Here is a 26,116-nt window from a genome sequence, read left to right on the forward strand (position 1 = left end):
GTCAGCGACTCGGGCAACGACAACTCCGACAACTCGGACAACTCCACGGACGTCAGCGACTCGGGGAACTCCACGACGGTCCGCGACTCGGGCAACGACAACTCGACGAACGTCAGCGACTCGGGCAATGACAACTCGACCGACAACTCGGACAACTCCACCGACGTCGACGTCCAGGACTCGTTCCAGGACAACTCCGACAACTCGATCGACGACTCGGGCAACGAGTTCACCGACGAGTCCGTGACCGTGCGCGACTCGGGCAACGACTACTCGGACAACTCGATCGAGGACTCGGGCAACGAGTACACCGATGACTCGACCGACATCGACGACTCCGGCAACGACTACTCCACGGAGATCGAGCACAGCGACGTCACCGTCTGATCCAGCGCGATGCCCCGGTGGCGGTTGCCGTAGACGCCACCACCGGGTGAACTGAACGAGGCGCCCGGCTTCCCTCATCCACCTGATGGGGGAAGCCGGGCACTCGGCTGTCCGCGGACTGGCAGGCTGGGGCCCGTACCGACGGCTTGCACTCTAGGAACCTGAGGAGACATGGCGGCATCCCTCGAGCTGCTCGACCGGGCTCTCGGCCTGGCCGGTCGTTGCGACCGACCGGATCTGCACCGCCGGCTGACCGTGGTCAAGGAGCGGGTCCAGACACCCAGCATCCGGGTCCTGGTGGTGGGTGAGCCGAAGCAGGGCAAGAGCTTCCTGGTCAACGCCCTGGTCGGAGCGCCGGTCTGCGCGGTAGGCGACGACGTCGCGACGACGGTGCCGACCGTGGTCCGCCACGGGGACACCCCGGCCGCCGCGCTCGTCTTCCTGCCCCGGGAGGCGAGTGGGGTCACCGCATCGGTTCCCGAGCAGGGCCTGAGCCGGGTGACGGTGCCGCTGGAGCGACTCGCCGGCGAGCTTGCGGGCGGTGCGAGGGCCGCAGACGGATCGGCGCTGGTCCGAGGTGAGGTGCAGCTGCCGCGGAAGATCCTGGCCGGCGGCCTGGAGGTGGTGGACACCGCAGGAGTCGGTGGACTCGGATCGGCCTCCGCCCTCGGGACGGTCGACATGCTGCCGAGTGCCCACGCCGTGCTCGTCGTCTCGGACGCGTCGCAGGAGTACACCGCTCCCGAGATGGTCTTCATCCGTCAGGCCGCAGCACTCTGCCCGAACGTCGCCTGCGTGCTGACCAAGATCGACGCGAATCCCGAGTGGCGGACGATCATGGAACTGGACCGCGGCCACCTCGCCGCGGCCGGCATCCAGGCGCCGATGTTCGCCGTCTCCTCCTCCCTCGAGGTGCTCGCCGTCCAGCGGCAGGACCAGGAGCTGCACGAGGAGTCCGGCGTCGGGGCGTTGGTCAGCTACCTGCGCCGGGAGATCGTCGGCCGGGCCGATTCCCTGGCCCAGCGCTCGACCATGCACGACCTGACGTCGGTGACCGAGCAGCTCGGACTGGCGCTGAACACCGAGCTGACCGCCCTGCAGGACCCGGCCAGCACCGCGGGTCTGCTCGCCGAGCTCGAGACAGCCCGGGCCGGCGTGGACGACCTGCGCCGCCGCTCCTCGCGGTGGCAGCAGTTGCTGACCGACGGTGTCACCGACCTGATGGCCGACATCGATTACGACCTCCGTGACCGGACGCGCGCGGTGACCCGGGAGGCCGACGACGCCATCGAGTCCCATGACCCCGGCCCGCTCTGGGACGATTTCACCGGCTGGATGGACCGCCGCGTGGCCGCGGCGGTGGCCGAGAGCTTCGTCTGGGCCAGCCAACGGTCCGAGTGGCTCGCCGATCAGGTCGTCGAGCAGTTCGCCAAGGACGGCGGTGCGGCCCTGCCCGACCTCTCCATTGGGGACGCCACCGAGATGCTCGGTTCGCTGGTCGAGTTGTCCGACATCGACCGCGGCGTGATGAAGCTGCCGCAACGGCTCCTGATCGGTATGCGCGGCTCCTACAGCGGGGTGCTGATGACCGGCCTGATCACCAGCTTGGCCGGCATGGCGGTGATCAACCCGATCTCGGTCGGCGTCGGCCTGGTCATCGGCAGCAAGGCCTACCGGGATGACAAGCAGCAGCGACGGCAGCGACGGCAGAACGAGGCCAAGTCCGCGGTGCGTCGCCACCTGGACGAGGTCGTCTTCCAGGCCAGCAAGCAGCTGAAGGACCGCCTGCGCTACGTGCAGCGCACCCTCCGGGACATGATCACCGACACGGTCGACGAGATGTCCCGGACCCTGGCCGACGCCGTCAAGGTCGCGCAGCAGTCGGCGAAGGGGGCCGCAGCCGAGCGGGACGCCCGGATGCGGGCGCTGCGTCAGCAGCTGGACCAGATCGAGCGCCTGCGCAAGGACGTCAGCGGGCTGACCGGGAACACGGTCCCCGGCCGGTGACGATCGCGCCCATCGCCGGGGAGGAGGCGACCCTGACCACCGACGTGCGGGCACTGCTGGACCGCGCGCTGCAGGTCTACCGAAACGACCCGGCCGCCGTCACCCGCCTGCGCGCCCAACGCGAACGGCTCGACGAGCCGCTGCGGGTCGCGGTTGCCGGTCGCGTCAAGGCCGGGAAGTCGACCCTGCTCAACGCCCTGCTGGGCGAGCGGCTGGCGCCCACCGACGCCGGCGAGTGCACCCGGGTGGTGACCTGGTACCGACGTGCGCAGACCCCGCGGGTGGTGCTGCACGGCACCGACGGCGACCAGCGCTCCCTGCCGGTCCGGCGCACCAGGGAAGGGCTGCGTCTCGATCTCGCTGGCACGCCCGCCGAGGACGTGGAGCGGCTCGTCGTCGACTGGCCCGCGGCCGGGCTGGCGTCGGCGACCTGGCTGGACACCCCCGGGATCTCTTCGTTGTCGGTCGACATCAGCGCCCGGACCCGGTCGTCCCTGGTGCCCGGTGACCAGCTGCCGGGCGCCGACGCGATCATCTTCCTCACCCGGCAGATGCAACCGGAGGACGTGGCCTTCCTCGCGGCCTTCCAACAGCAGACCGGTGGTGTCGGGGTGCACACCACCACGCTCACCGTGCTGTCCCGTGCAGACGACGTCGGCGCCGGCCGGCTCGACGCGCTGCTTGCGGCCGAGCGGGTCGCCGCGGCCGTGGCGGAGGACCCCGCTGTCCGTGAGTTGACCTCTGCGGTGATCCCGGTCGCCGGTCTGGTCGGACTCGGCGGCCGCACCCTGCGCCAGGCCGACTTCGTCGCCTTGCGCAGTCTTGCCTCCGCCGACCGGGCGGCCGTCGACGGCATGCTGCTGACGGCGGACCGTTTCCGGCGGCCGGAGTCCCCGACAGCGGTCTCTCCGGCCGTTCGGGCCGATCTCCTGGAACGGCTCGGGTTGTTCGGCGTCCGGCTGTCGGTGGCCTTGATCAGAACCGGCGTCGGAAGCGCCGCCACGCTCGCCGACGAGCTGGTGGCGCGCAGCGGCCTGCGGGAGCTGCAGCGGCTGGTGGACGTCACCTTCACCCAGCGCGGTGCGCAGCTCAAGGCCGGCACCGCGCTGCGCACGGTGGAGCGGATCCTCCAGACGACCCCCGCCGAGGGGACCACCGAACTGTGGCGTCAGCTGGAACAGATCTCCAGCGGCGCCCATGACCTGATGGAGTTGCGGATGCTGGCGCAGTCGCGATCGGCCGGCGGTCCCTTCGCCGTCGACGTGCGCGCCGAGGCCGAACGGTTGCTCGGCGCCGAAGGAGACACCGCGGCGGCGCGGCTGGGACTGCCCGAGGGCAGCGACCCGGCCACGCTGCGCCGGGCCGCGGTCGACGCACTCACCCAGTGGCGGGCGCGGTCGGCCGATCCCCTGGTCCGGCGGCCGGCGGCCGACGCGAGCGACATCGTCGCCCGCTCGTGCGAGACACTGCTGGCCGGGCTGGACGGCCTCGGCTCAGCTGCGGAACCGGACGAACCAGGCCCGGGAGCCCCGCAGCGCCAGCGTGACCAGGGCGACGACGAGGAAACCGCCCTGGACGAGGAAGCTCACCCGGTCGACCTCCGCGCCGCCGGCGACGATGCCCTGATCGAGGAGGACGGCGATCAGGCTCAGGAGCCCCCCGCCGGCCAACAGCCAGCGCGCCTTGGACGAGCGGCGCAGTACGAGGACCAGGAACGCCACGGAGACCACGATCAGCCCGCCGGTGCCGGCGAAGAGCCCCCACAAGACGGCGGTCACGCTCGAGTCCAGCAGCTTCGCCGACGCCGTCGGATCCTGTCCGCGCGCCGAGTCGAGCAACCTGAGACGTAGACCGTCGAGGTCGCGCGCGGCCAGGAGCAAGCCGACGATCCCTGCCGCGAAGCTGGCGAGCCACGACCAGACCGACAACCGCAACGCTCCCGGCATCGGTGGTGTCACCCGCGGGCCGGGGGGCTGGAGGTCACTGGTGACCGGAGGGCGCGGGGGCGCAGGCAGCGGCCGCGGGGCAGCAAGGGGGGACGGCGGTAGCCGGTTTGGCTGCGGTCGCCCGGTGGGCGCGGACGTCCCGTCCGAAGCGTCGTGCCGGTCAGTCACGCGATCCCCCTGGAAGCCTGCCGTCGGTATGGGAGCCGGTAGGTCGGTCCGGCCCGATTATGTTCGGCGCGAGACGTGCAGCCGGCCGGTCCACCGGGTTGTACTCCCTCGGTGTGGGGAGGCGCGTCGATTCAGGAGCCGGTGAACTCCGGCGCCCGCTTGGCCAGGAACGCCTCGACCGCCTCCCGGTGGTCCGCCGTACCGCCCAGGGCGGTCTGCAGCCGGGCCTCCAGGGCAAGGGAGTCGGCCAGCGAGTCGGTGGCCGCCGTCGCGAGCACCTCCTTCATCGCCCGGAAGGCCAGCGTCGGCCCCGCGGCCAGCCGGGCGGCCAGCGCGTGGGCCTCAGGAAGCACCTGCTCTGCCGGCACGACGCGGTGCACCAACCCCCACGAGGCGGCGGTCTCGGCCGGGAACGGCTCGGGCAGCAACAGCAGCTCGGCCGCCCGCGACCCGCCGACGCAGTGCACCAGCCGGGACGCCAGCCCGGAGTCGCTGGACAGCCCGATCCCGGCGAACGCGGTCGTGAACTTTGCACCCGCGGCGGCCACCCGCAGGTCCCCGGCGAGTGCCAGGCCCATCCCGGCCCCGGCGCAGGCGCCGTTGATCCCCACCACCAGCGGCACCCGCAGCCCGGCCAGCGCCAGCACCAGCGGGTTGTACTCCTCCTCCACCACCGACAGCGACCCCTCGGCGTTCCCGCGCAGCGACTCGACGTGCTCTCCGAGGTCCTGGCCGACGCAGAAGGCCCGGCCGGTGCCCGTCAGCAACACGGCCCGGACGGCGGGGTCGTCGGCCACCTCGCGCACCAGCGCCAGCAGCTCCCCGCGCAGGACGTGGGACAGGCCCGGTCGCTGCAGCGTGAGGGTGGCGACGCCGTCCGCATCGGTGCGGGTCACGGTTGCTTCGGTCATGGGGAGCTCCTCAGGAGTAGTCGTGGAAGCCGCGGCCGGTCTTGCGGCCGAGCTCGCCGGCGGCCACCTTGTCCCGCAGCAACTGGGGCGGGGTGAAGCGCTCGCCCAGCGTGCCGGCCAGGTACTCAGCGATTGCCAGCCGGACGTCCAGGCCCACCAGATCGGTGGAGCGCAGCGGGCCCATCGGGTGCCGGTAGCCCAGCTCCATCGCCGCGTCGATGGCCTCGGCGTCGGCGACGCCTTCCTCCAGCATCCGGATCGCCTCCAGGCCGAGCAGCACGCCCAGCCGGGAGGAGGCGAAGCCGGGGGAGTCCTTGACCACGACGTCGGTCTTGCCGAGCGCCTGCACCCAGCCGCGGACCACCTCGACCACGCCGGGTGCGGTCTCCGGGGCGACGACGACTTCGACCAGTTTGGAGGCCGGCACGGGGTTGAAGAAGTGCATGCCCAGGAACTGCGCCGGCCGCTGCAGCGCGGCGGCCAGTTCGGTGACCGACAGCGAGGAGGTGTTGGTGGCCAGCACCGCGGCACCGCCGAGGGCGGACTCCGCCGCGGTGAGGACGGCGACCTTCAGGTCGGCCCGCTCCGGCACCGCCTCGACCACCAGCCCGGTGGCGGGGTCCAGGTCGCCGGGGGAGTCGACCAGGGCCAGCCGGGACAGCGCCGTCTCGACGTCCCCGGTCAGCTTCCCGCGGCGGGCCGCCTCCTCCAGCCCGTCCGACACCCGGCCGCGGGCGGCCTCGGCGGCCTCGTCCCCGGCCTCGACCACCTCGACCCGCGCCCCGGTGGCCAGGAAGGACTGGGCGATCCCAGTCCCCATCCGGCCGCCGCCGATGACGCCGACCCGCCGCGGGATCCCGCCCACCTCGTCCGCCACGCTTTCCTCCACCTCGCCGTGACCACCGTTCCCGCCGATCATGTCCTCTGCGTGGTCGCGCGGCGAACGGCACCCCGGCGACCGCCCTCAGACGAAAGGAATCGCCGTGCCATCCGCGACCCCCCGCGACATCGACCCGGCCCGCGTCCAGGCCGTCCTGGACATCCCGCTGCACCGGTTCGTCGGCGTCGAGCTGCTGGACCCGGCGGACCCGCCGGCGGGCATCTGGTTTCCCGTCGGCGTCTCGGCGCAGAACCAGGTGCGCCTGCTCCACGGGGGTGTGGTGACCGCGCTGCTCGACGTCGCGGCCTACCTGGCGCTGCTCCCGCACCTGACCGCCGACGAACACGCCGTCACCCACGACCAGTCGGTGTCCCTGCTCCGCCCGGTGCCCGCCGACCGGCGGGTCGAGGTCGTGGGCACGGTGCTGCGGCGCGGGCGCGCCGTGGCATTCCTGCGCGCCGAGGCGACCGTCGATGGCACGCTCGTGGCCACCGCCCAGGTCACGAAGACCGTCGTCCCGGCCGGCTGACCGGGCTCGCGCTCCCGCAGGGACCCCTGTGACGCACGACACAGCTGGGACTGGTAGAAGTTCACGACACCGACACCGACACCAAGACCGACACCCACGCCCCGCGCAGTGATCGGGGCCCTCTGCCCTGGAGACCCCGTGACCGAGAACCAGACCACCCCTCCGGACCTCATCGACCTGCTCAGGGACGCGCCGACCAACTGGGGCAAGTGGGGTCCGGAGGACGAGGTGGGCGCGCTGAACTACCTCGGCCCCGAGCAGGTGCTCGCGGCGGTGCGGCTCGTCAGTTCCGGCAAGGTCTTCACGCTGCAGCGCCTCATCGGCGACCCGAAGGGCGACCCGGTGTGGCCGGGCCGTACGCCGGCTGAGCGCACCCAGATCCTGGACGAGAGCGATTGGGACGAGGGCGGCAAGGGAGCGGCGTACCCGGGCGGCCTGCACTACGCCGACGACAAGATCAACGCCTTCCTGCAGGGTTCCACGCAGTACGACGCCCTGGGGCACCTCTGGTACGACGGCAAGCTGTGGAACGGCTATGACGCGCGCACCACGGTCGGCGGGCTGGAGAAGGCCAGCGTCGAGCCCATCGCGCAGCGCGGCGTCGTCGGCCGGGCGGTCCTGCTGGACATGGCCTGTTTCCGCGGCAAGAACACCCTGGACAAGGGCGAGACCTTCACCCACGAGGACCTGATGGCCTGCGCGCAGGCGCAGGGCGTGGAGATCCAGAAGCGCGACATCCTCATCGTCCGGACCAACTTCCTGCAGCTGTTCTTCGAGCAGGGCGAGGCCTTCTACGAGGGCTTCAACGAGCCCGGCCTGGTCTACAGCCCGGAGCTCGTGCAGTGGTTCCAGGACATGGAGATTCCCAACCTGGTCACCGACACGATCGCCAACGAGGTGACCACCGACCCCAACAACGGGGTGGCGCTGGTCCTGCACAACGCCCTGATGCGCAACCTGGGCGTGACGCTGACCGAGATCGCCGACCTCGAGCAGCTGGCCGCCGACTGCGCGGAGGACGGGCAGTACACGTTCTTGTACGTCGCCGCCCCGCTGAAGGTCGCCAAGGGCAGCGGTTCGCCGGTCAACCCCGTCGTCATCAAGTAGAGGTCCCGATGAGCGTCTACGACGAGCGGCCATGGCTGGCCCGCTACGGCGACCAGCCGGCCGACTACACCCTGCAGTTCGGCAACGCCCTGGACATGTTCCGGGCCGGGGTGGCCCACGACCCGTCCGCCGTCGCGCTGCGGTACTTCGACGGCAGCGTCACCCGCCAGGAGCTCGACGAGCTCAGCGACGGCCTGGCCAGCGGGCTGCTGGCCAACGGCTTCACCGCCGGTGACCGGCTGGCGGTGTACCTGCAGAACGTCCCGCAGTTCGTCATCGCCATGGTCGCGGCCTGGAAGGCCGGCGGGGTGATGGTCTCGATCAACCCGATGAGCCGGGAGCGGGAGCTGTCCTACCTCCTCAAGGACTCAGGGGCGACGGTGCTGGTCGCGCTGGAGGCGCTGTACGGCGAGATCGGGCGCAGCGTCGTCCCCGACACCGACGTGCGGCTGGTGCTCACGACCAGCGAGCTGGAGTTCCAGACCCGGGCCGACGAGCGGCTGTTCGCCGGGATGACCCGCCAGCGGCACGAGGGCACGACCGACTTCAGCGAGTTCATCGCGGGGCACCGGGGGAAGGTCCCGCCGCCGGTCCAGCTGGCGCCCGACGACGTCGCCTTCCTCACCTACACGTCCGGGACGACCGGGGTGCCCAAGGGCGCGATGAACACCCACCGCAACGTGGTGTTCACCGCGCAGGTCTACCGCGACTGGGTCCGGGCCGGCCAGGACGGCGCGATCTTCGGGGTGGCCCCGCTGTTCCACATCACCGGCCTCATCGGGCACGTCGCGGTGAGCCTGCTGGCCCCGGCGCCGCTGGTACTGGCCTACCGGTTCGAGCCGCAGGTCGTCCTGGACGCGTTGCTGGAGCACCGGCCGACGTTCACGATCGGTGCGATCACCGCGTTCACCGCGCTGCTCAACGCACCCGGCTTCACCAGGGACCACTTCGCCTCGTTCACCTCGATCTACTCCGGCGGCGCGGCCATCTCACCGACGGCGGAGAAGGCCTTCCTGGAGGCCACCGGGAAGCAGGTGCACAACGCATACGGCCTGACCGAGACCACCTCGCCGATGACGGTGACGCCGTTCGGCGCCCCGTCGCCGGTGGACCCCACGTCGGGGGCGTTGTCGGTGGGGGTGCCGGCGCCGAACACGATCGTGCGCATCCAGGGCGATGACGGTCAGGACCTCCCGAACGGTGAGGTCGGCGAGATCGTCGCCGACGGACCGCAGGTCGTCGCCGGCTACTGGGGGAAGCCCGAGGAGACCGCCGCGAACCTGCCCGGCGGGGCCCTGAAGAGCGGCGACGTCGGGTTCATGAACCCCGAGGGCTGGGTGTTCATCGTCGACCGCAAGAAGGACATGATCAACGCCTCGGGCTACAAGGTGTGGCCGCGCGAGGTGGAGGACGTGCTGGCCGAGCACCCCGCGGTCCGCGAGTCCGCGGTCGTCGGCGTCCCGGACGAGAAGCGGGGAGAGACCGTCAAGGCGTTCGTGAGCGTCAAGCCCGGCGCCACCGTGACGCCCGAGGAGCTCATCGCGCACTGCAAGCAGCGGATGGCTGCCTACAAGTACCCGCGCAGCGTCGAGCTGGTGGACGAGCTGCCCAAGACGGTCACCGGGAAGATCCTGCGCCGGGAACTGCGCGGCTGAGCGCTCGCTGACCAGCCGCTCCCCGGCCCGTCGACCGAGTGCCCGCGACGGTGACCTGCGGGCGCACCTCACCGTCGCGGCGGTCGCCCACCGGTGAAGGTTCCGCGACAGGCGGCACTTCGCGCGCCGATTCCGCGCCGACTACGGCCTGAGCCCCTGGCGAGTGGCGAGTGCTTGGCCGCTGATCCAACGCTCGGCCGCCACCACGGACACCAAAGCGAGCTCCACCGCCGCGACCGAGTCGCAGGCTGACCGGCCGGTGCGCGGCGACGGGCCCAAAGGCTGATCCAGGTTCGCCATGATGCGTGCGTCCCTGCGCTCCCTGGAGCGCGACCACGCCATCCGCTGGTTGCACGTGGAACAGCTCGCGGAGCACGTTTCCGCGGGCCCGGACGCCGTCCATGCCGGGCCGGACATCGCCGCGGACGGCTGGCCGCCCGTTGGGGCAGGCGGTCAGAACGGCGGTGGATCGTCGGCCGGCGACCCGTGCCCCGCCATGATCGGGGTGAGCAGGAGATCGTCGGGCAGGCCCAGGCCTGGTGGTCGGGTGCTCCGGGTGACGCCGCTGGGGGTGGTCACCTCCAGCCCCCCGTCGGGGCTCATCCGGTAGCTCCAACCGGGCGCATGGGTCTTGATCCGGTGGTGCCGACGACAGAGACAGCACAGGTTGGTGCAGTCGGTGGGACCCCCGTCGTCATGGGGGATGACGTGGTCGATGTCGGTGCGGCCCGCCCGGCGACGGCAGCCGGGATGGCGGCAGGTGTGGTCGCGGGCGTGCACGAACCGCCGCTGCGCGGGAGTCGGTTCATAGCGATCGACCGGCGAGGGGCGGTCCAGCACCGAGCAGCCGCAGGGTTCCTCCGCCGCGGCGTGGTGCGCGGGGGGCTCGGGGCAGCCGCGTCGGGCAAGCCGTTCCAGCTCCGTGCGGGTGACGGTGGCGCGCAGGGCGCCGGTGCGGGGATCGACCAGGGAAATGTCGAGGCTGCCGCCGGACGGCGCCTGCAGCCCGCCGGGGCACAGCGCGTCCAGCTCGGCCAGGAGCTGGCGCAGCTGAGCCGCGGTGATCGGCTGCCCGTCGACCCATCCGGTCTCCGACGATGCGGTCGGACCGGCCCCCGCCGTCATCGGCGCGCCGTCGCGACATCCCGGTCCGGACGACTCAGCCGGCTCGGCGCCACCGTCGGGCGGCTGAGCGCCACCACCGGCCGGGCAGGGGCGCAGGCCGCCGAGTGGGGCGAACACGGTCAGGTGGGCGGTGATCGCCTTCCGGGAGGCGTCCCAGGGGCGCAGGATCAAGTCTGCGAGCACGAGGGCCCGCAGCTGGCCGATCGGTCGGGGATCCCCGTCGGCCTTCAGCATCCGGGCGTAGGTGTCGGTCACCTCCCGGCACGCGCTCGCCACCGGGGCCGTCAGGTCGGTGACCAGCTCGGTCATCCCGTCCCGGGTGGCGCGCACCGTGACGTCGGCGTTCCGCTCCGCCCGCTTCCGACGCCGGTCCGCGGCTGCCGCATCGACCTCCAGCAGGGCCGCCGCCGTCCGCTCCCTGAGCAGCGCCGGCAACTCCCCGGCCGCAGCCCGCTCGACCGCCCGGGCCGCCACCTCGGCGATCACCGCAGCGGCGACCGGCCCGCCGGCTCCCACGGACTGGCCGCGCAGCACGCTCACGATGGCCCGGGCCCGTGGCTCGTCGATCCGCCCGTCGGCAAGCGCCTCCCAGACGCCCGGCACCTCTCGGACCATCGCGACGGACCGCTCAGCCAACCCCACGGCTGCGGCCCTCGAGCAGCCCACCAGCAGCGCCAGCTCGTCGGGCAGGAACTCGCTCACCCCGGTCGGCACCCGGTCGGGCACCCAGCCCTCGCCGGCGTGCCCCGGTTGTTCGTCGGTCAGGTCAGCATCGTCCGGACGGCGCGACGTCAACTCCGCCACCACCGCGGCCTCGTACGCCGCCAGCTGCGCCTTGCCCCGTCGCACAGCGGCCAACTCGCCGGCCAGGCCCTGGTCGTCGAAACCCGACGGGTCGAGGAGATCGGTCAGTCGCGACGGCCTCCGCTCTGCCCCTGCCGGCGCATCGCCCGGGTGCTCGAGCGACAGCGGGGCAGCCGGCGACACCGTCACCGTGACCCGGAAACCCACCGCCTCGAACACACCGCAAACCTATGGGAGGGGTACGACGATTCTGGCCGAGATGAGTGCGGCAGCGACAGACTCCGCGTGGGGAGCGGACACCATGGCCGGACGGGTCGAACCAGCGCTGGGCTCCCGGGCAGCAGACTTCTCCCGGGCCGCTGCCGGGAGGACGGGCTCATCCGTTCGGAGCGGGGACGTGGCCGGGCCGACGCCCAACCGGTTCAGCACTGCGTCGTCTGCAGGCACGGCGTTCAGTGGTCAGATCAACCGTGCGGTGTCCCCGCACCGGACGTGCCCACCGCGCGCCACGTGTGCCTGGAGGCCGAAGAGCACGTCGTGGTGTCGAGCGATCGTCTTCAGGATCGGCAACTCCTCGACCTGGCCGGGTACGGACAGGTCGGCCATCCGGCAGCGGGGCATGCCGGGACCCAGGGGTGAGGACCAACTCGTCCCCGAGGGCGAGGTCGCGCCCGTGCCAGCTGTTCTCCACCGGCTCCGGCCCGTGGTCGCCCCGGTGTCCAGCACGACATTGGCCCGGAACCGGCGGGCGTCGATCGGCCGGCCGATCGGCTCGGCGACGCTGGAGGTGGTGATCAGGTGTACCGGGGACTCGTCATGGTGGGGGACGTCGGTCTCGCGCCGGAGCTGGACCGGGCGGCCCAGGACTCGGCTCAACGACTCGTCCGTCGTTGCGTCGCCGGCGCGATGCGCGATGCCGTCCGGGCCGGTGACCACGGGGAACGGGCTGCCGTCGCAGGTGGGCTGGTAGGCCAGTAGTCCGTCGATCCGGCGGAAGCACCGGGTGGTCTTGCCGCTGCCGATGCCGCCGTCTCGGTGTAGACGCCCCAGCAGCGATCGCCGGCAAGGCCTCTTGGGCCGACGTGGACGCTCTCGAGGTCCTCACCCTGCAACGACTTGACCGGATAGCGCGTGAGAGATGCGACCGGCCGACCAGCACGGCCGGACGCTAGTCGACGGATGAGGTCCTGGGCGCGCGGCGTCCCGAGCCGACTTCGACCGATCGGCTACGGCCGGGTCGGTCAATCGGCTATGGCCGGGTCGGTCATCGCCGCCCGGCGGAAGCCGGACAGGCGCAGCGCCAGCGCGGTGACCGCGATGCCGGCCGCCCCGATGACCAGCGCCGACCGGGACGACGCGACGCCGGCCAGCACTCCGCCCAGCGGGGCGCCGACCACGATGGCTGCCCGGTTGAGCGAGCGCATGGTGGCGTTCATCCGGCCCTGCAGCCGGGCCGGGGTGACCGCCTGCCGGTAGGACAGCCCGAACGGGCCCTCGGCGCCCAGGCCGAACCCGAAGAGGAACTGCCCCAGCCCCGCCGCCGCGACCACGCCGGCCGTGCCCGGAGCCCAGACGGCGGGCAGCAGCGCCACGACCGTGAAGCCGGCCGCCTGCACGAGCCGACCGCCGGTCAGCGTGCCGGCGAGACCCAGCCGGCGACCGATCCGCGCCGAGGCGCCGGTGCCGAGCAGCACGCCGACGCCGGCCAGGGCCTGGGTCACCCCGAGCCCGACCGCGCCGACGTCCAGTTCCAGCAGTGCGTAGGGAACGTAGACGGTGCCCAGCAGGCCGTTGAACACGAACCAGGCGTGGGTGCTCAGCGCGAGCGGTCGCAGCGTTGGATGCCGGTAGACCCACTGCAGGCCCTCGCGCAACTCGGCCAGCACGGCGGTGGCGCTGCGGACCGACCGCGGTGGGCGGGGATCGTCGAGCGGCGTGGTCAGGATCAGGAGCCCGGACACCAGGTAGGACACCGCGTCCACCAGCACCGCCACGGGCGCGCCCAGCCAGGCGACCAGCCCACCGGCCAGCAACGGCCCGGACGTCTGGGCGACCGCGTCGCTCTGCTGGAGGCGGGTGTTGGCCCGGGGCAGCGCGGCGCGGGGGAGCAGCCGGGGCAGGAAGGACTGGTGGGCGGCGTCGTTGGCCACCGACAGCGCACCGAAGACCAGCAGCAGGACTACGAGCGACCCCACGCCGAGCCGGCCGGTCAGCGCCAGGGCGGGCACCGAGCCGATGACCACCGCGCGCCCCAGGTCGGTGGCAACGAGCAGCGGCTTGCGGCGGACCCGGTCGGCCAGCACCCCGGTGACCAGGCCGAGCACCAGGTAGGGCGCCCACCGGGCCGCGTTCACCCAGCCGACGTCGATCGCCGAGCCGTCGAGGTCGACGACCACGAGGACGCCGATTGCGAGCGACGTGACGTACGTGCCGAAGGCAGAGACGGTGGACGCCGCCCAGAACCGCCGGAAGCCGGGGTGCTGCCGCAGGCGGACGTCGGTCTCAGTCAGCGGTCCGCCGCCGTTCCGATGGGCACGCCGAGCAGCTTTCCAGCCGTTGTGCGCTCATCGTCGCCGGAACGCCCGTCCAGGCGACGACGAGTGCACATCGGCGGCCCCGGTTCGGGTCGCTCAGCCCACCGGCTTGCCGCGCGGCACCGGGACCGGCCAGGCTCGCGGCCATGCCGTTCGCCTCCGCCGCTCCCGACGACGACCGATGAGCAGGCTCCGGGTGGTCATCGCCCCCGACTCCTTCAAGGGCACCCTGGACGCCGCCGCGGCGGCCGACGCGCTGGCCGCCGGCTGGCGCAGTCGCCGTCCGGACGACGAGCTGCTCACGCTCCCACTCGCCGACGGTGGCGAGGGCACCCTCGACGCGCTCGGCCACGACCTGCCGGACGGTTGCTGGCGCACCACCCCGGTGAGCGGCCCCGACGGCCGGCCGGTGCAGGCGGTCTGGCTGCTGCTGCCCGACGGCACCGCGGTGGTCGAGATGGCCCGGGCGGCCGGCCTGCCGCTGATGAACGAACCGGACCCGTTGCACGCGACCACCCGCGGGCTGGGCGAGCTGCTCGCCGCGGCTGTCGCCGACCCCGCCGTCCAGCGGGTGATGCTGACCCTCGGCGGCTCGGCGACCACCGACGGCGGCACCGGTGCGCTGGCCGCTCTCGGAGCCCGGTTCCTCGACGCCGCCGGCGCGGAGCTGCCCGCCGGGGGCGGCGCCCTCGCCCGGCTGGCTTGCGTCGACCTCGCCGGGCTGACCCCGCCGCCGGCCGGGGGCGTGCAGTGCCTGGTCGACGTCACGGCGCCACTGCTCGGGCGGCTCGGCGCGGCCGGGCAGTTCGGGCCGCAGAAGGGCGCCTCGCCGGACCAGGTCGCCGAACTGGACGCCGCACTCGCCCGGCTCGCCGGTCTGTTGGACGGCGACCCGGAAGCGCCCGGCGCGGGCGCGGCCGGCGGCACGGCGTTCGGCTTCGCCGCCTGCTGGGGTGCCGAGTTCGTCAGCGGCGCCGACGCGGTGGCCGCCGCCGCGGGTCTGGACGACGCGCTCGCCGACGCCGACCTGGTGCTGACCGGGGAGGGCCAGTTCGACTCCCAGTCACTGCGCGGCAAGGTGGTCGGTGCGCTCGTCGCCCGGGCCGGCGCGGCGGGGGTGCCGGTTACCGTCGTCGCCGGCCGGGTGGTCGTCGAGGAGGACCTGCCGGTGGCCCGTGCCGTCTCGCTCACCGAGCTGGCCGGGTCCCCGGCGGAGGCGATGGCCGAGCCGGCCCGCTGGCTCGCGGAGGCCGGGACGCTGCTCGCCGAGGGCGCCGACACGCCGCCCGGCTGAGCTCGGGAATGATCGACGCCGGAGGTCCGTCGGTCGAGACGTTGTCCGAACGGTTCCGGACCTGAACTGTCCCGGAACTCCATGTGTCGGCAGGCGGCTGGCAGGGCACCCAGTGCCTGGACGTCCAGCAGGCCAGTGTGGGTCGGCGCTCCGGGCGCGGCGGTCGAGGAGCAAGGGGAAACGACGGACGTGGTGGAGCCCACGAGGACCGGCCTCGGGAACCGCTACGAGCTGCGGGGTCCGCTGGCCACCGGTGGCATGGGCCAGGTCTGGCGTGCGCACGACCGGCTGCTCGGCCGAGCGGTGGCGGTCAAGGTGCTGCGCAGCGAGCTCACCGGCGACCCCCTGTTCCGGGCGCGCTTCCGGGCCGAGGCGCAGCATGCCGCCGCCCTCAGCCATCCCAACATCGCCGCGGTCTACGACTACGGCGAGGTGCAGGCCACCGACGGCTCCGGCGAGTGCCTGGCCTTCCTGGTCATGGAACTCGTCGAGGGGGAGTCGCTGGCGGTCCTGCTCGCCCGTACCGGGGCACTGTCCCCCGACGGCACCCTCGGTGTGCTCCGGCAGACCGCCGCCGCGCTGGCCGTCGCGCATGAGGCGGGCGTCGTCCACCGCGACGTCAAGCCGGGCAACGTGCTGGTCAGCGCGGACGGCACCGTCAAGATCACCGACTTCGGGATCGCCTGGTCGGCCGGCAGTGTGCCGCTCACCCAGACCGGTCAGGTCGTCGGCACCGCCGCCTACCTCTCCCCCGAGCAGGCCGCCGGCAGCCACGCCACCCCGGCCAGCGACGTGTACTCCCTCGGCATGGTCGGTTACGAGTGCCTGACCGGCCACAAGGCGTTCGAGGGCGACAACTCGGTGGCGATCGCGCTGCGCCAGCTGCGTGACAAGCCCGCACCGCTGCCCCCTGAGGTCCCCGAGGGGGTCCGTACCCTCATCGAGCACGCCCTGGTGAAGGACCCGGCCCACCGCTGGCCCGACGGCGCCGCGTTCGTCGCCGCCATCGACGACGTCCGCGCCGGTCGTGCGCTCCCGCCGGTGCAGCACAGCGACACCCTCAGCTTCTGGCTGGTGCCCGGTGGTCCGCTGGACACCGGCGCGACCGCCGAGCGCAGCGGTGGACCGGCCACCTCCGTCGGCGCGGACACCGGTGCGGCCACCGGCACCGGTGCGGGCCGGCCGCGCGCCGTTGTGAGTCCGCCGCCCGTCCGGGCCGGTCAGCGCGTCGGCCGCGTCCTGATCCCGCTGGTGGCCCTGCTGCTCGGCGCCGGCGTGGCCGTCGCCGTCGTCCAGAACCTCGACCCCGGCGGCTCCGAAGTGCCCGTCGCGGCCGCGCAGGTCGCCGCTCCGGCGACCGGCGGCAGCTCCGGCGGTGTGCTCATCGACGCGGACGACTACCTCGGCCGCCCGGTCGACGACGTGGAGGCCGAGCTGACCGCCCGCAGACTGCTCGTCGACACCCAGCCCGTGGTGACCACCGACACCGACCCGGGACTGGTGGTGGCGGTCTCCCCCTCGGGCAACCGGCTCAAGCAGGGCGACGAGGTGCTGGTCAGCTACGCCGTCGCCCCCCGCGACGACGGGGGCGCTCCAGCGGATGCACCGGTCGAGTCGGTGCTGCAGCCGCCGGTCGACCCGACCCGGTCGACCGAGGCCGCGCCGACGACGACGACGACGGTGCCGACAACGACGGCACCGGCTCCGACGCCGACGCCGACGCCGACGCCGACGCCGACGCCGACGGCACCGACGACGACCGCCCCGAGCGACGAGGGCACCGTGAGCGACGGCGCTCCCGGCACCGGGACCGGGACCGCCGGCGGCGGGACCGGGAGCAGCTCGTCGTCCAGCTCCAGTTCCTCCTCGACCTCGTCGTCGAGCGCCAGCGCCAGCAGCGCGACGGCCAGCCCGACGACCGGTTCCGACCGCTCGGCCGGGGCGGGCGCCACCGGCGGTTCGACCGGCTGAGCGGCGCGTGCGCGGCGATAGGGTTCCCGGCGCGGCACCGTGGCGTGCTGCGGACGGGCGCGGAGGGGCCGTGGACAGCCAGCCGAACGGACTCGAGGTCGCGACGCCGGGCGCGGCGGCGACCGACTACGCCGCCGTCTTCTGGGCGATGCCCACGCCCTACCTGGTACTGGCCCCCGACCTGGTGATCGCTGACGCGAACCCCGCCTACCTGGCCACCACCGGCCGCTCGCTGGACGAGATCGTCGGGCGGCCGGTGTTCGACGCCTTCCCCGGCAACCCGAAGGAGGTCGACGCCGACGGTGGGGTGGGGAACGTCCGGGCCTCGCTGGAACGCGCCCGGGACACCGGCCGCACCGATGTCATGCCCGTCCAGGAGTACGACTTCCCCGACGGCGTCGGTGGGTTCACCAAGCGCTTCTGGAGCCTGATCAGCATTCCGGTGCACGACTCCGCCGGCCGCTGCCGGTACCTGCTGCAGCGGGCCGAGGACATCACCGGCTACGTGCACCAGCAGGGCCGTGCGGGCGACCCGGAGGGTCAGGAGGCCTGGCGGCGGCGGGCGCTGGACGTGCAGGCCGACCTCTACGCCCGCGGCGTGGAGCTGCAGGCGGCCCGGAGCGCGGAGGCGGTGACCGCCCGCCGGCTGGCCGCGCTGGCGCGGGTATCGCTGCAGGTCAGTCAGGCAGAGACGGTGCAGGAGCTGATCCGGGTGGTGACCGAGGGCGGCCTCGTCGCGCTCGGCGCACACGGCGGGGCGGTCGCCGTCCCGGCGGGCGATCAGCAGGTCCGGCTGGTGATGAGCGAGGGGCTGCGGCCCGCCGCCGGCGGCGGGGACGGCGTGCTGCCCTGGGACGCCCCCTACCCCGGCTGCGTGGCGGCCCGGACCGGCGAGTTCGTAGTGCTGCCCGACCGGGCGGCGACCGAGGCATTTGCCCCCGAGATGCGCGAGGTCATCGACAGTACCGGCGCGGAGTGCTGGGTGGCGCTGCCGCTGGAGAGCGCCGGACGCCGGCTGGGCTCGCTGAGCGTGGCCTGGACGGCGCCGCGGACGGTCACCGATGACGAGCTGGCCCTGCTCGTCGCCTTCGCCGCTCAGTGCGCGCAGGCCCTCGAGCGGATTGGCACCCGGGAGACCGAGCAGGTGGCGCACGCCGCCGTCCGGGGCATGGCCGAGGCATTGCAGCGCAGCCTGTTCACCGCGCCCCCGGAGCCGGACCACCTGGAGATCGCCGTCCGCTACCTGCCAGCGGCCTCGCTGGCCCAGGTGGGCGGCGACTGGTACGACGCCTTCCTGCTGGAGGACGGCCGGACGGCACTGGTGATCGGCGACGTCACCGGCCACGACAGCTACGCCGCCGCAGCGATGGCCCAGGTCCGCAACGTGCTGCGGGGCGTCGCGCACAGCAGGCGGGACAGCCCGGCGGCGGTTCTCTCCGCCCTGGACCGGGCGATGCGCGACCTGGAGGTGGGCACGCTGGCCACTGCGGTGCTGGCCACCGTCGAGCAGGGCCGGGACGAGGCGGCCGAGGGGCTGCGGGTGCTGCGCTGGTCCAACGCCGGGCATCCGCCGCCGATGATGGTGGAGACCGACGGCACGGTCACCGTCCTGGAGTGCGAACCGGACCTGCTGCTGGGCGTGGACCCCGACGTGCCCCGAGCAGACCACGAGGCGGTGCTGTTCCCGGGCGCAACGGTGCTCTTCTACACCGATGGGCTGGTCGAACGCCGCGACGCGACCTTGGACCAGGGCATCGCCTGGCTCAGCGGCGCGCTGGCGCAGTGCGCCGGTCTACCGCTGGAGGAGGTGGGCGACCGGCTGCTCGGGGAGCTGGCCGGCTCGGTCGAGGACGACGTCGCGCTGCTGGCCCTGCGCGCCCACCCGGAGGACCGGCCCCGGCCGCCGTCGGCGGGCAGAACCCGCGTTCCCGAGGGGCACACCGCCACCTGACGAGGTGATCTGGGCGTCGTGCCGCGGTCAGCGGCCGGGCAGCACCCGGCGGCCGTCGGCGCGCAGACCGGCCACGAGGCAGAACACGGCTGCGGCCAGCGCGAGCCGGCCGGGGCTGGGTGAGACCCCGCCGACCACCACCCCGGCCGCAGCGACGAGGACGGCGACCGGCAGCAACCGGTCCCGGCCCCGGGTGAGCCCCAGCCCGACCAGCCCGACCGCGGCCACGATGGCCACCCGCGCCGGCGCGGCGGTGCCAGCTGCCAGGGCCGACCAGGGCAGCCCCAGCGAGAGGGCGCCGAGCGCCCCGGCCGCGGCGAGCCACCCGCCGAGGCGCCGACTCATGCGCCGGGACCGCTGCCCGGTCCGGCCTGGGCGCGGCCCGGGGCCAGCCACACCGCGGCGGCGGCGAGCGCCAGCCCCGCGCTGAGCAGGAAACCGCGGTCACTGGCCACGAGCGGCAGCGCGACCAGCACCCAGAAGGCGGCCAGCCCGATCACCGCGCCCAGGCCGATGTGCCACGTCGTCCCGGGGCCGGGTGCGCCCGGCAGCCAACGGGCGACCAGGGGCAGCAGGGCGACTACGGCGGCAACGGTGGCGAACGCCGACCAGGTCGGCACCACTGACCACAGCGAGGCGTTGCCGAAGTCCCGCGCGAGCCCCAGCTCGAGCAGCACCAGGCCGAGGACCCCGAGTCCCAGGCCGGCGAACACCGCCCGGTGCTCGGCCGCCCCGCCCGGCAGGCCGCCGGTCAGCTTCGCGCCCAGCCGCTTGGCGTTGTGGCCGGTGCGTGAGGGGCCGCCCTCGGCCGGACCGGCGGCGGGCAGTTGGCCGGTGGTGGTGGCCGCGCGGCTGCCGGCCGGCGGGGGAGCCGACGTCCCGAACCCGGGCACGAAGTCGACTGGGCCGGTGGCCCGGGCCGACCACGCGGCGTCGGGCGCCGGCTCCTGCGGCGCGGCCGGCTGCGGCCACACCTGCTGCTCGGGCGGGACCGGCTGCGGACGGAAGGACGGCGGTGACATCTGCGCCGGCGGAACGGGTGGCGGCGGGGTGGTCGCCGGCCCCGGGGCGGGTGCCGGTGGGGCCGTGTGCGCGCCGCCCGGATGCCAGCTCGCCTCGGTGCTGAAGGCGGGCCCGGGGGGCGGCGGAGCGGGTGCCGGTGCGGCGGGCGTCACCGGCGCCTGCGGCTGGACCACCGGGATCTGCTGGGTGCGCGGGCCCTGCGGCTCGCTGGGCTGCTGCGCCGGCTGGTCCTCCGGACGCGGCGGGTGCGGCTGGCTCATGGCGCCACCGTAACGGCGCGGCCGCCCGGGGCCGTGCACGTGCGCGAGGCCGCGCCGGTCTGGACCGGTCCGTGCGGGTCCGCACCGGTCCTGCGCCGGTCTGCCACGTACCCGCCGGCGACCTAGGGTTCGGTCCGTGACAGTGCGCGCAGGGATCGTGGTCACCGGCACCGAGGTGCTCACCGGCCGGGTCAGCGACCGCAACGGCCCCTGGCTGGCCGAGCAGCTACGCACCCTCGGCGTCGACGTCGGATCGGTGGTGGTGGTCGGCGACCGCCCCGAGGACCTGCGGTCCGCGCTGACGTTCCTGGCCGGCAGCGGGCTTGATCTGCTGGTGACCAGCGGCGGCCTGGGGCCCACGGCCGACGACCTCACCGCCCAGGTCGTCGGCGACGCGCAGGGCCGCCCGTCAGCGGTCGACCCAGCTCTGGAGCAGCGGATCGGCGCGATCGTCGAGCGGCTGGTGGCCCGCCGGGGGTGGCGGACGGACCCGGCGTCGACCGCGGCCGGGGTGGCCAAGCAGGCCCGGGTGCCCGAGGGAGCCACCGTGCTGGAGCCGGTCGGCACCGCTCCCGGCCTCGTCGTCCCGGTCGCCGCGGGTCGCAGCGGACCGCCGGTGGTGGTCCTGCCCGGCCCGCCGACAGAGCTGCAGGGCATGTGGCCCGCCGCGGTGGCCGCAGCCCCCGTCCAGGCGGTGCTCGCCGGGGCGACCGAGCTGCGGCAGGAGACCCTGCGGTTGTGGGGCACGCCGGAGTCCGAGCTCGCTGCGACGCTCCGCCGGGTCGACGACCAGGTCGCCGGGCTGGAGATCACCACCTGCCTCCGGGACGGCGAGCTGGAGATCGTGACCCGGTTCGGCCCGGACGCCGCCCCGGCCTACGAGCGGCTGACCGCGGCGGTGCAGGCGGACTTCGGCGACACGCTCTTCAGCACCGGCCCGTCCGTGGACGACCTGGTCGCCGGGGCGCTGACCGACCGGGACTGGACGGTCGCCACCGGCGAGTCGTGCACCGGCGGCCTGCTGTCCTCCCGGCTGACCGCGCGGGCCGGCTCCTCGGCGTGGGCGCTCGGCGGGGTCACCGCCTACGCCAACTCGGCCAAGCAGGACCTGCTCGGCGTGCCGGCGGCCACGCTGGCCGAGCTCGGCGCGGTCAGTCCCGAGGTGGCGCTGGCGCTGGCCGAGGGCGCGCGCCAGCGGTTCGGCGCGGACGTGGGCGTCGGGATCACCGGCATCGCCGGACCGGGCGGCGGGACGGCGGACAAGCCGGTGGGCACCGTGCACCTGGCGGCGGTGGGGCCCGAGGGGCGGGCGGCCCGCTCGCTCGTCGTCCCGGGGTCCCGCGACGCGGTGCGCCAGCGGACCACCACCGTGGCCGTGCAGCTGCTGCGTCAGCTGCTGCTGGGCGGCCCGCCGGCCTGAGCGTCGTTGCACGTGGAACCCGCGCCGTCCCGTTCCGATTGTGTTCCTCCAGCGTTCCGGTTTCCCGGGGCGTTCCGCTGGTCATTCCCCACGTGGCCGGGATCATTCTCGGGGGCGGATCCCGGCCGACCCGCCCGGGTGTCGTCCGGCACCCGGGTGGGCACCACCCACCCGTGACGACGCTGACGCTGCACGCGACCGGTGCCGCCACACCGGCCGAGGCCTGGGACCGCTACGCGGTCTTCGCCCGGTGGCCGGGGTGGTCGCCGCAGATCACCGCGGTGGACGCCGACGCCGACCGCATCACCCAGGGGGTGACCGGCCGGGTGCGGGGACCGCTGGGCGTGGCGGTGCCCTTCGTCGTCGACGAGGTGGATGAGGCGTCGCGGCAGTGGACCTGGTCGGTATACGCCGGACCGGTGCGCCTGCAGCTCACGCACTGGGTGTCCGCCGGGCCGGACGGCGGTGCGACGACCGGGCTGCGGGTGCGCGGCGCCGCCCCGCTGGTCGCCGGGTACGCCCCGCTGGCGCTCGTCGCCCTGAAGGGGCTCGTCAGCGCCTGAGGGAGAGCTGGGCGCCGGCGCCTCTCGTACCGTGCGGCCATGAGCACCACGCACGAGGTGACCAACCAGGCACCCCCGCTCATCGGGCACGACCCGATCGCCGGCGACGCCGCCCTCGCCGAGGCCTGCCTGTGGCACGCCGACGCCGCCACTCTGGCCTCCTTGGCCGACCTCGGCCGGCTGGCCGGCAGCGAGCAGGCGCAGGAGTGGGGCCGGCTGGCCAACGAGAACCCGCCGCGGCTGAAGACCCACGACCGCTTCGGCCACCGGGTGGACGAGGTCGAGTTCCACCCCGCCTGGCACGAGCTGATGGGCGCCGCCGTCGGGCACGGCCTCGCGGGTACTCCCTGGGCCGAGGCGGCTGCCGGCGACCGACACGCCCACGTCCGCCGGGCGGTCGGCTACGTCGGGTGGACGCAGGTCGAGATGGGGCACGGCTGCCCGGTGACGATGACCTACGCCGCCGTCCCTGCGCTGCGCCGCGCACCGGACCTCGCCGAGGCGCTCGAACCCGGCCTGACCAGCCGCACCTACTCCTGCGGCCTCGCCGACCCGGCCGGCAAGGCCGGACTGGTCGCCGGCATGGGCATGACCGAGAAGCAGGGCGGGTCGGACGTGCGGGCCAACACCACCCGGGCGACCCCGAACGGCGACGGCAGCCACTCGCTGACCGGCCACAAGTGGTTCACCTCGGCCCCGATGAGCGACCTGTTCCTGGTGCTTGCCCAGACCGCCGACGGGCTGTCCTGCTTCCTGGTGCCGCGGGTGCTGCCGGGCGGGCAGCGCAACGTCTTCCGGCTGCAGCGGCTCAAGGACAAACTCGGCGACCGGTCCAACGCCTCCTCCGAGGTCGAGTTCGACGGAACGACGGGCTTTCTGGTCGGTGAGCCGGGCCGCGGCGTCCCGACGATCATCGAGATGGTCAACACCACCCGGTTGAACTGTGTGCTCGGCTCGGCGGCCACGATCCGGGCCGCCCTCACCCAGGCCCTGCACCACACCCGCCACCGGTCGGCGTTCGGCGCCCTGCTGGTCGACCAGCCGCTGATGCAGAACGTGCTCGCCGACCTGGCGCTGGAGAGCGAGGCCGCGACCGCGATGGGTATCCGGCTGGCCGCGGCCCAGGACGCGGGGGAGGCCGACTTCCTGCGGCTGGCCGGCGCGGTGGCCAAGTTCTGGGTCTGCAAGCGCACCCCTGGCACGGTGGCCGAGGCGCTGGAGGTGCTCGGCGGCAACGGCTACGTCGAGGAGTCCGGCCTGCCCCGGCTCTACCGGCAGGCGCCGCTGAACAGCGTCTGGGAGGGCTCGGGCAACGTCATCGCCCTCGACGTGCTGCGCGCCCTGGGCAGCCGTTCGGCCGCCCTGGCCGCGGTCACCGCCGAGCTGGAGCTAGCCCGCGGTGCCGACCCCCGCTTCGACGCCGCGGTCGCCCGACTCGGCGCCGAGCTGGCCGACCCCGACCAGCTGCCGATGCGCGCCCGGCGGATCGCCGGGCAGCTCGCACTGTGCCTGCAGGGGTCCCTGCTGCTCCGGCAGGCACCGGCCGCGGTCGCCGACGCCTTCTGCGCCAGCCGGCTGGACGGCGACTGGGGTGCGGTCCTGGGCACCCTGCCGGCCGGAGTGCCGGTGCGCCGGCTGGTCGACCGGGCCGCCGTCGTCCCGGCCTGACGGTGGGCGCGCTGACCGACCGTGGCCGCCGCGGCGCCCGGCGGGCGACGGCCCCGGCCGGGCCCCCGCGGCCCGGTACGGCTTCCCCCGACCGGCACACTGGGCCGGTGACCGAGACCCTGGAGCCCGGGACCCTGCCTGCGGACGGGTACGGCGAGCCGGCCCTCCTCGGCGACCGATCCGCGCTGGACCTGCTGGTCTGGGACGCCCCGAACATCGACATGACCCTGAGCAACGTCATCGGCGCGCGCCCGACCGCCGCCTCCCGGCCGCGGTTCGACGCGATCGCCGCCTGGTTCGTCGACGGGGCCGGCGACGCCGAGGTCGAGGCCTGCGTCTTCGCCAACGTCCCGCCGCAGAACGCCACCTCGCTGCAGCGCTGGGTGGAGGCACTGCGCAGCTTCGGTTACGCCGTGTTCGCCCGGCCCAAGACCCAGCCCGACGACGACATCGACCAGTCGATGCTCGACCACATCAGCGTCCGGACGCACAGCCACGAGCTGCGCCGCTTGGTCGTCTTCTCCGGCGACGGGCGGAACTTCGCCGAGCCGCTGGAGGACCTCGCCCGGTCCGGCACCGAGGTCGTCGTCGTCGCGTTCAGCGAGGTCGCCGGGTACGCGATCAGCTCGGAGCTGATCCGCTTCATCGACATCGAGGACGTTCCCGGCGCTTTTGCAGCACCGCTGGACCGGGTGCGGCTGGACGCACTGCCCGTGGACGGCGCGTGGCTGCGGCCGACCAAGAGCCTGCGCGACGCCGCCGGCGTCTTCACCGCCCGACGGGGCTAAGTACCGCTGGCCGCCTCCGGCCCCGTCCGGGGCTTCCCTGAGCGTGCGAAGGGCTGCGGGGCGGGGTCCTTCTGCCGAACTTGCGAGGGGTGCGGAGGAGGCGGTCCTTTTCTAGCGGCGGGCCAGCCGCCGGACGCCGCTGGGGGTGTAGGGCAGCGAGTAGTGCGCGAACACCTCGGGCTCGCGGTCGGCGGTCAGCTCACCGTCGGTGTCGATCGACGGGGCGTCCTTGACCAGGTCCTTGCCGACGGTGACGCGCAGGTGGTCGGGGGCCACGGTGGCGCCGGTCAGCGGCACGAAGGTCAACTTGTGCCGGCCGATGATGCCGGTGGTCACCGAGGCGAAGAACGGCTCGTCGGTGGTGGTGTCGACGTAGATCGCCTCCAGCGTGCCGATCTTGCTGCCGTCGGGGTCGACGACGTTCGAGCCTCGCCAGTCGCGGATGTTCTTGGCCGGGAACACGGGCACTCCTTCGGTGGGGGACAACTGGTCTCCCCGGTGCCCCCGCCGGGCGACGGGCAACCCTCGCGGGTCGGCGTCGTCGCGGAGCGCTCCCCTGCCTCAGTCGTTGACCGACGAGCTGCGCGGCCGCGGCACCGCCGCGACCTCCAGGCCGGAGGGCAGGGACGCCCACACGTGCTTGCGCCCGTCTTCGCTGGTCCACCCGAAGTCCAGCGACAGCTGCGCGACCATGGGCAGGCCCATGCCGCCCAGCGCCGGGTCGCGGTCGACGGCCGGCTTCGGCGGGCGGTCGGGCGCCTCGTCGCTCAGCACGATCAGCCAGCCCGCGGCGTTGGCGACGATGACCGCCTGGACGGCGCCGCCGCCGTGCCGCAGCGCGTTCGACGACAGCTCCTCGAACACCAGCAGCAGGCCCTCCCGGGCGTCCTCGGTGGAGCGGGACGCCAGGGACGGGTGCGCGAGCCGGGCCCGGAGGTCCATCCGCACGCGCGAGGCGTCGTGGACGGTGGGCAGCTCCCACCGCCAGACGTCGCCGCGCTCGGAGGGGACCGGCGCCGACGGCCAGACCAGTCCACTCACAGGGCCTCCCTCGCCGGGGCGGTGTCTCCGCCGGGGACCATGGTGGCGGACGACGCCCGGGCGTGCAGCGCGTGGGGGTCGCGC

The 26,116-nt window shown here is 74.0% G+C and carries 23 protein-coding genes; 13 read left to right on the forward strand and 10 right to left on the reverse strand.

Annotation, left to right across the window (positions count from 1 at the left end; genetic code table 11):
- The 3 genes from BLW04_RS26730 to BLW04_RS12800 form a co-directional block, all read left to right on the forward strand.
- Nucleotides 1-387: hypothetical protein (locus BLW04_RS26730; protein ID WP_217631023.1), on the forward strand; the 387-nt coding region annotated here is incomplete at its 5' end.
- Between the two features lie 171 nt (nucleotides 388-558).
- Nucleotides 559-2,394 carry a dynamin family protein gene (locus BLW04_RS12795; RefSeq protein ID WP_091541435.1) on the forward strand — a complete coding sequence of 612 codons (1,836 nt, stop codon included), beginning with the start codon at nucleotides 559-561 and terminating at the stop codon, nucleotides 2,392-2,394.
- A complete protein-coding gene (locus BLW04_RS12800; protein ID WP_254781462.1) occupies nucleotides 2,391-4,244 on the forward strand; it encodes a dynamin family protein in 1,854 nt (617 codons plus the stop codon). The genes BLW04_RS12795 and BLW04_RS12800 overlap by 4 nt, the downstream gene beginning before the upstream one ends.
- Before the next feature lie 395 nt (nucleotides 4,245-4,639).
- Here the strand turns inward: BLW04_RS12800 and BLW04_RS12805 are convergent, their stop codons facing one another.
- Nucleotides 4,640-5,419, reverse strand: coding sequence for an enoyl-CoA hydratase-related protein (locus BLW04_RS12805; protein ID WP_091541438.1), 780 nt, complete (start codon nucleotides 5,417-5,419; stop codon nucleotides 4,640-4,642).
- Between the two features lie 10 nt (nucleotides 5,420-5,429).
- Complete coding sequence (locus BLW04_RS12810; RefSeq protein WP_254781464.1) at nucleotides 5,430-6,296, reverse strand: 3-hydroxyacyl-CoA dehydrogenase family protein; 867 nt, start codon at nucleotides 6,294-6,296, stop codon at nucleotides 5,430-5,432.
- Nucleotides 6,297-6,402: 106 nt separating this feature from the next.
- Between BLW04_RS12810 and BLW04_RS12815 the strand changes: the two genes are divergently transcribed.
- The 3 genes from BLW04_RS12815 (at nucleotide 6,403) to BLW04_RS12825 (ending at nucleotide 9,590) form a co-directional block, all read left to right on the forward strand.
- Complete coding sequence (locus BLW04_RS12815) at nucleotides 6,403-6,828, forward strand: PaaI family thioesterase (protein WP_254781465.1); 426 nt, start codon at nucleotides 6,403-6,405, stop codon at nucleotides 6,826-6,828.
- A 138-nt stretch (nucleotides 6,829-6,966) separates the two neighbouring features.
- Nucleotides 6,967-7,935 carry a cyclase family protein gene (locus tag BLW04_RS12820; protein WP_091541442.1) on the forward strand — a complete coding sequence of 323 codons (969 nt, stop codon included), beginning with the start codon at nucleotides 6,967-6,969 and terminating at the stop codon, nucleotides 7,933-7,935.
- An 8-nt stretch (nucleotides 7,936-7,943) separates the two neighbouring features.
- Nucleotides 7,944-9,590 carry an AMP-binding protein gene (locus BLW04_RS12825; RefSeq protein ID WP_091541444.1) on the forward strand — a complete coding sequence of 549 codons (1,647 nt, stop codon included), beginning with the start codon at nucleotides 7,944-7,946 and terminating at the stop codon, nucleotides 9,588-9,590.
- A 453-nt stretch (nucleotides 9,591-10,043) separates the two neighbouring features.
- On the opposite strand, the gene BLW04_RS12835 is transcribed toward BLW04_RS12825, so the two are convergent.
- The 4 genes from BLW04_RS12835 to BLW04_RS12850 all read right to left on the reverse strand — a co-directional run bounded on the left by BLW04_RS12835 (nucleotide 10,044) and on the right by BLW04_RS12850 (nucleotide 14,029).
- Nucleotides 10,044-11,738, reverse strand: a complete 1,695-nt coding sequence (locus tag BLW04_RS12835; RefSeq protein ID WP_091541450.1) for an HNH endonuclease signature motif containing protein — start codon at nucleotides 11,736-11,738, stop codon at nucleotides 10,044-10,046.
- 240 nt (nucleotides 11,739-11,978) lie between these two features.
- Nucleotides 11,979-12,395 carry an MOSC domain-containing protein gene (locus BLW04_RS12840; RefSeq protein ID WP_175484032.1) on the reverse strand — a complete coding sequence of 139 codons (417 nt, stop codon included), beginning with the start codon at nucleotides 12,393-12,395 and terminating at the stop codon, nucleotides 11,979-11,981.
- Complete coding sequence (locus BLW04_RS12845; RefSeq protein ID WP_254781466.1) at nucleotides 12,392-12,631, reverse strand: hypothetical protein; 240 nt, start codon at nucleotides 12,629-12,631, stop codon at nucleotides 12,392-12,394. The genes BLW04_RS12840 and BLW04_RS12845 overlap by 4 nt, the downstream gene beginning before the upstream one ends.
- A 129-nt stretch (nucleotides 12,632-12,760) precedes the next feature.
- Nucleotides 12,761-14,029, reverse strand: a complete 1,269-nt coding sequence (locus BLW04_RS12850; RefSeq protein ID WP_091541459.1) for an MFS transporter — start codon at nucleotides 14,027-14,029, stop codon at nucleotides 12,761-12,763.
- Between the two features lie 205 nt (nucleotides 14,030-14,234).
- Between BLW04_RS12850 and BLW04_RS12855 the strand changes: the two genes are divergently transcribed.
- The 3 genes from BLW04_RS12855 to BLW04_RS12865 all read left to right on the forward strand — a co-directional run bounded on the left by BLW04_RS12855 (nucleotide 14,235) and on the right by BLW04_RS12865 (nucleotide 19,269).
- The gene (locus BLW04_RS12855; RefSeq protein ID WP_091541461.1) at nucleotides 14,235-15,347 is read left to right on the forward strand and encodes a glycerate kinase; all 1,113 of its coding nucleotides are present in this window, start codon (nucleotides 14,235-14,237) and stop codon (nucleotides 15,345-15,347) included.
- Between the two features lie 192 nt (nucleotides 15,348-15,539).
- Nucleotides 15,540-17,318 (forward strand): protein kinase domain-containing protein, encoded by a 1,779-nt coding sequence (locus BLW04_RS12860; protein ID WP_254781467.1) that lies wholly within the window; start codon nucleotides 15,540-15,542, stop codon nucleotides 17,316-17,318.
- Nucleotides 17,319-17,388: 70 nt separating this feature from the next.
- Nucleotides 17,389-19,269 carry a SpoIIE family protein phosphatase gene (locus BLW04_RS12865; RefSeq protein WP_091541463.1) on the forward strand — a complete coding sequence of 627 codons (1,881 nt, stop codon included), beginning with the start codon at nucleotides 17,389-17,391 and terminating at the stop codon, nucleotides 19,267-19,269.
- 27 nt (nucleotides 19,270-19,296) lie between these two features.
- Here BLW04_RS12865 and BLW04_RS12870 read toward each other — a convergent pair whose 3' ends face one another.
- Together BLW04_RS12870 and BLW04_RS12875 are read right to left on the reverse strand one after the other, a co-directional pair.
- The gene (locus BLW04_RS12870; protein ID WP_091541466.1) at nucleotides 19,297-19,614 is read right to left on the reverse strand and encodes a hypothetical protein; all 318 of its coding nucleotides are present in this window, start codon (nucleotides 19,612-19,614) and stop codon (nucleotides 19,297-19,299) included.
- Nucleotides 19,611-20,552 (reverse strand): hypothetical protein, encoded by a 942-nt coding sequence (locus BLW04_RS12875; RefSeq protein ID WP_091541469.1) that lies wholly within the window; start codon nucleotides 20,550-20,552, stop codon nucleotides 19,611-19,613. The genes BLW04_RS12870 and BLW04_RS12875 overlap by 4 nt, the downstream gene beginning before the upstream one ends.
- A 136-nt stretch (nucleotides 20,553-20,688) precedes the next feature.
- Here BLW04_RS12875 and BLW04_RS12880 point away from each other — a divergent pair, with 136 nt between their 5' ends.
- The 4 genes from BLW04_RS12880 to BLW04_RS12895 all read left to right on the forward strand — a co-directional run bounded on the left by BLW04_RS12880 (nucleotide 20,689) and on the right by BLW04_RS12895 (nucleotide 24,991).
- Nucleotides 20,689-21,972: a competence/damage-inducible protein A gene (locus BLW04_RS12880; protein WP_091541472.1), complete on the forward strand. Its 1,284-nt coding sequence runs from the start codon at nucleotides 20,689-20,691 to the stop codon at nucleotides 21,970-21,972.
- Between the two features lie 173 nt (nucleotides 21,973-22,145).
- The gene (locus tag BLW04_RS12885) at nucleotides 22,146-22,535 is read left to right on the forward strand and encodes an SRPBCC family protein (protein WP_175484033.1); all 390 of its coding nucleotides are present in this window, start codon (nucleotides 22,146-22,148) and stop codon (nucleotides 22,533-22,535) included.
- Between the two features lie 39 nt (nucleotides 22,536-22,574).
- Entirely contained in the window at nucleotides 22,575-24,203 is a 1,629-nt protein-coding gene (locus BLW04_RS12890) for an acyl-CoA dehydrogenase family protein (protein WP_091541475.1), read from the forward strand.
- A 107-nt stretch (nucleotides 24,204-24,310) separates the two neighbouring features.
- Entirely contained in the window at nucleotides 24,311-24,991 is a 681-nt protein-coding gene (locus tag BLW04_RS12895) for an NYN domain-containing protein (RefSeq protein WP_254781468.1), read from the forward strand.
- Nucleotides 24,992-25,102: 111 nt separating this feature from the next.
- On the opposite strand, the gene BLW04_RS12900 is transcribed toward BLW04_RS12895, so the two are convergent.
- Nucleotides 25,103-25,453, reverse strand: coding sequence for a PRC-barrel domain-containing protein (locus BLW04_RS12900; RefSeq protein WP_091541478.1), 351 nt, complete (start codon nucleotides 25,451-25,453; stop codon nucleotides 25,103-25,105).
- Nucleotides 25,454-25,552: 99 nt separating this feature from the next.
- Entirely contained in the window at nucleotides 25,553-26,032 is a 480-nt protein-coding gene (locus tag BLW04_RS12905) for an ATP-binding protein (protein WP_091541481.1), read from the reverse strand.
- Nucleotides 26,033-26,116: the final 84 nt, after the last annotated feature.

The organism is Modestobacter sp. DSM 44400 (assembly GCF_900107175.1).
Taxonomy (GTDB): Bacteria; Actinomycetota; Actinomycetes; order Mycobacteriales; family Geodermatophilaceae; genus Modestobacter.

Coding starts and splice junctions, on each gene's coding strand:
- BLW04_RS12795 (WP_091541435.1), top strand. CDS start 559: ATGGCGGCATCCCTCGAGCTGCTCGACCGGGCTCTCGGCCTGGCCGGT.
- BLW04_RS12875 (WP_091541469.1), bottom strand. CDS start 20,552: ATGAGCCAGCCGCACCCGCCGCGTCCGGAGGACCAGCCGGCGCAGCAG.
- BLW04_RS12870 (WP_091541466.1), bottom strand. CDS start 19,614: ATGAGTCGGCGCCTCGGCGGGTGGCTCGCCGCGGCCGGGGCGCTCGGC.
- BLW04_RS12805 (WP_091541438.1), bottom strand. CDS start 5,419: ATGACCGAAGCAACCGTGACCCGCACCGATGCGGACGGCGTCGCCACC.
- BLW04_RS12825 (WP_091541444.1), top strand. CDS start 7,944: ATGAGCGTCTACGACGAGCGGCCATGGCTGGCCCGCTACGGCGACCAG.
- BLW04_RS12855 (WP_091541461.1), top strand. CDS start 14,235: ATGAGCAGGCTCCGGGTGGTCATCGCCCCCGACTCCTTCAAGGGCACC.
- BLW04_RS12890 (WP_091541475.1), top strand. CDS start 22,575: ATGAGCACCACGCACGAGGTGACCAACCAGGCACCCCCGCTCATCGGG.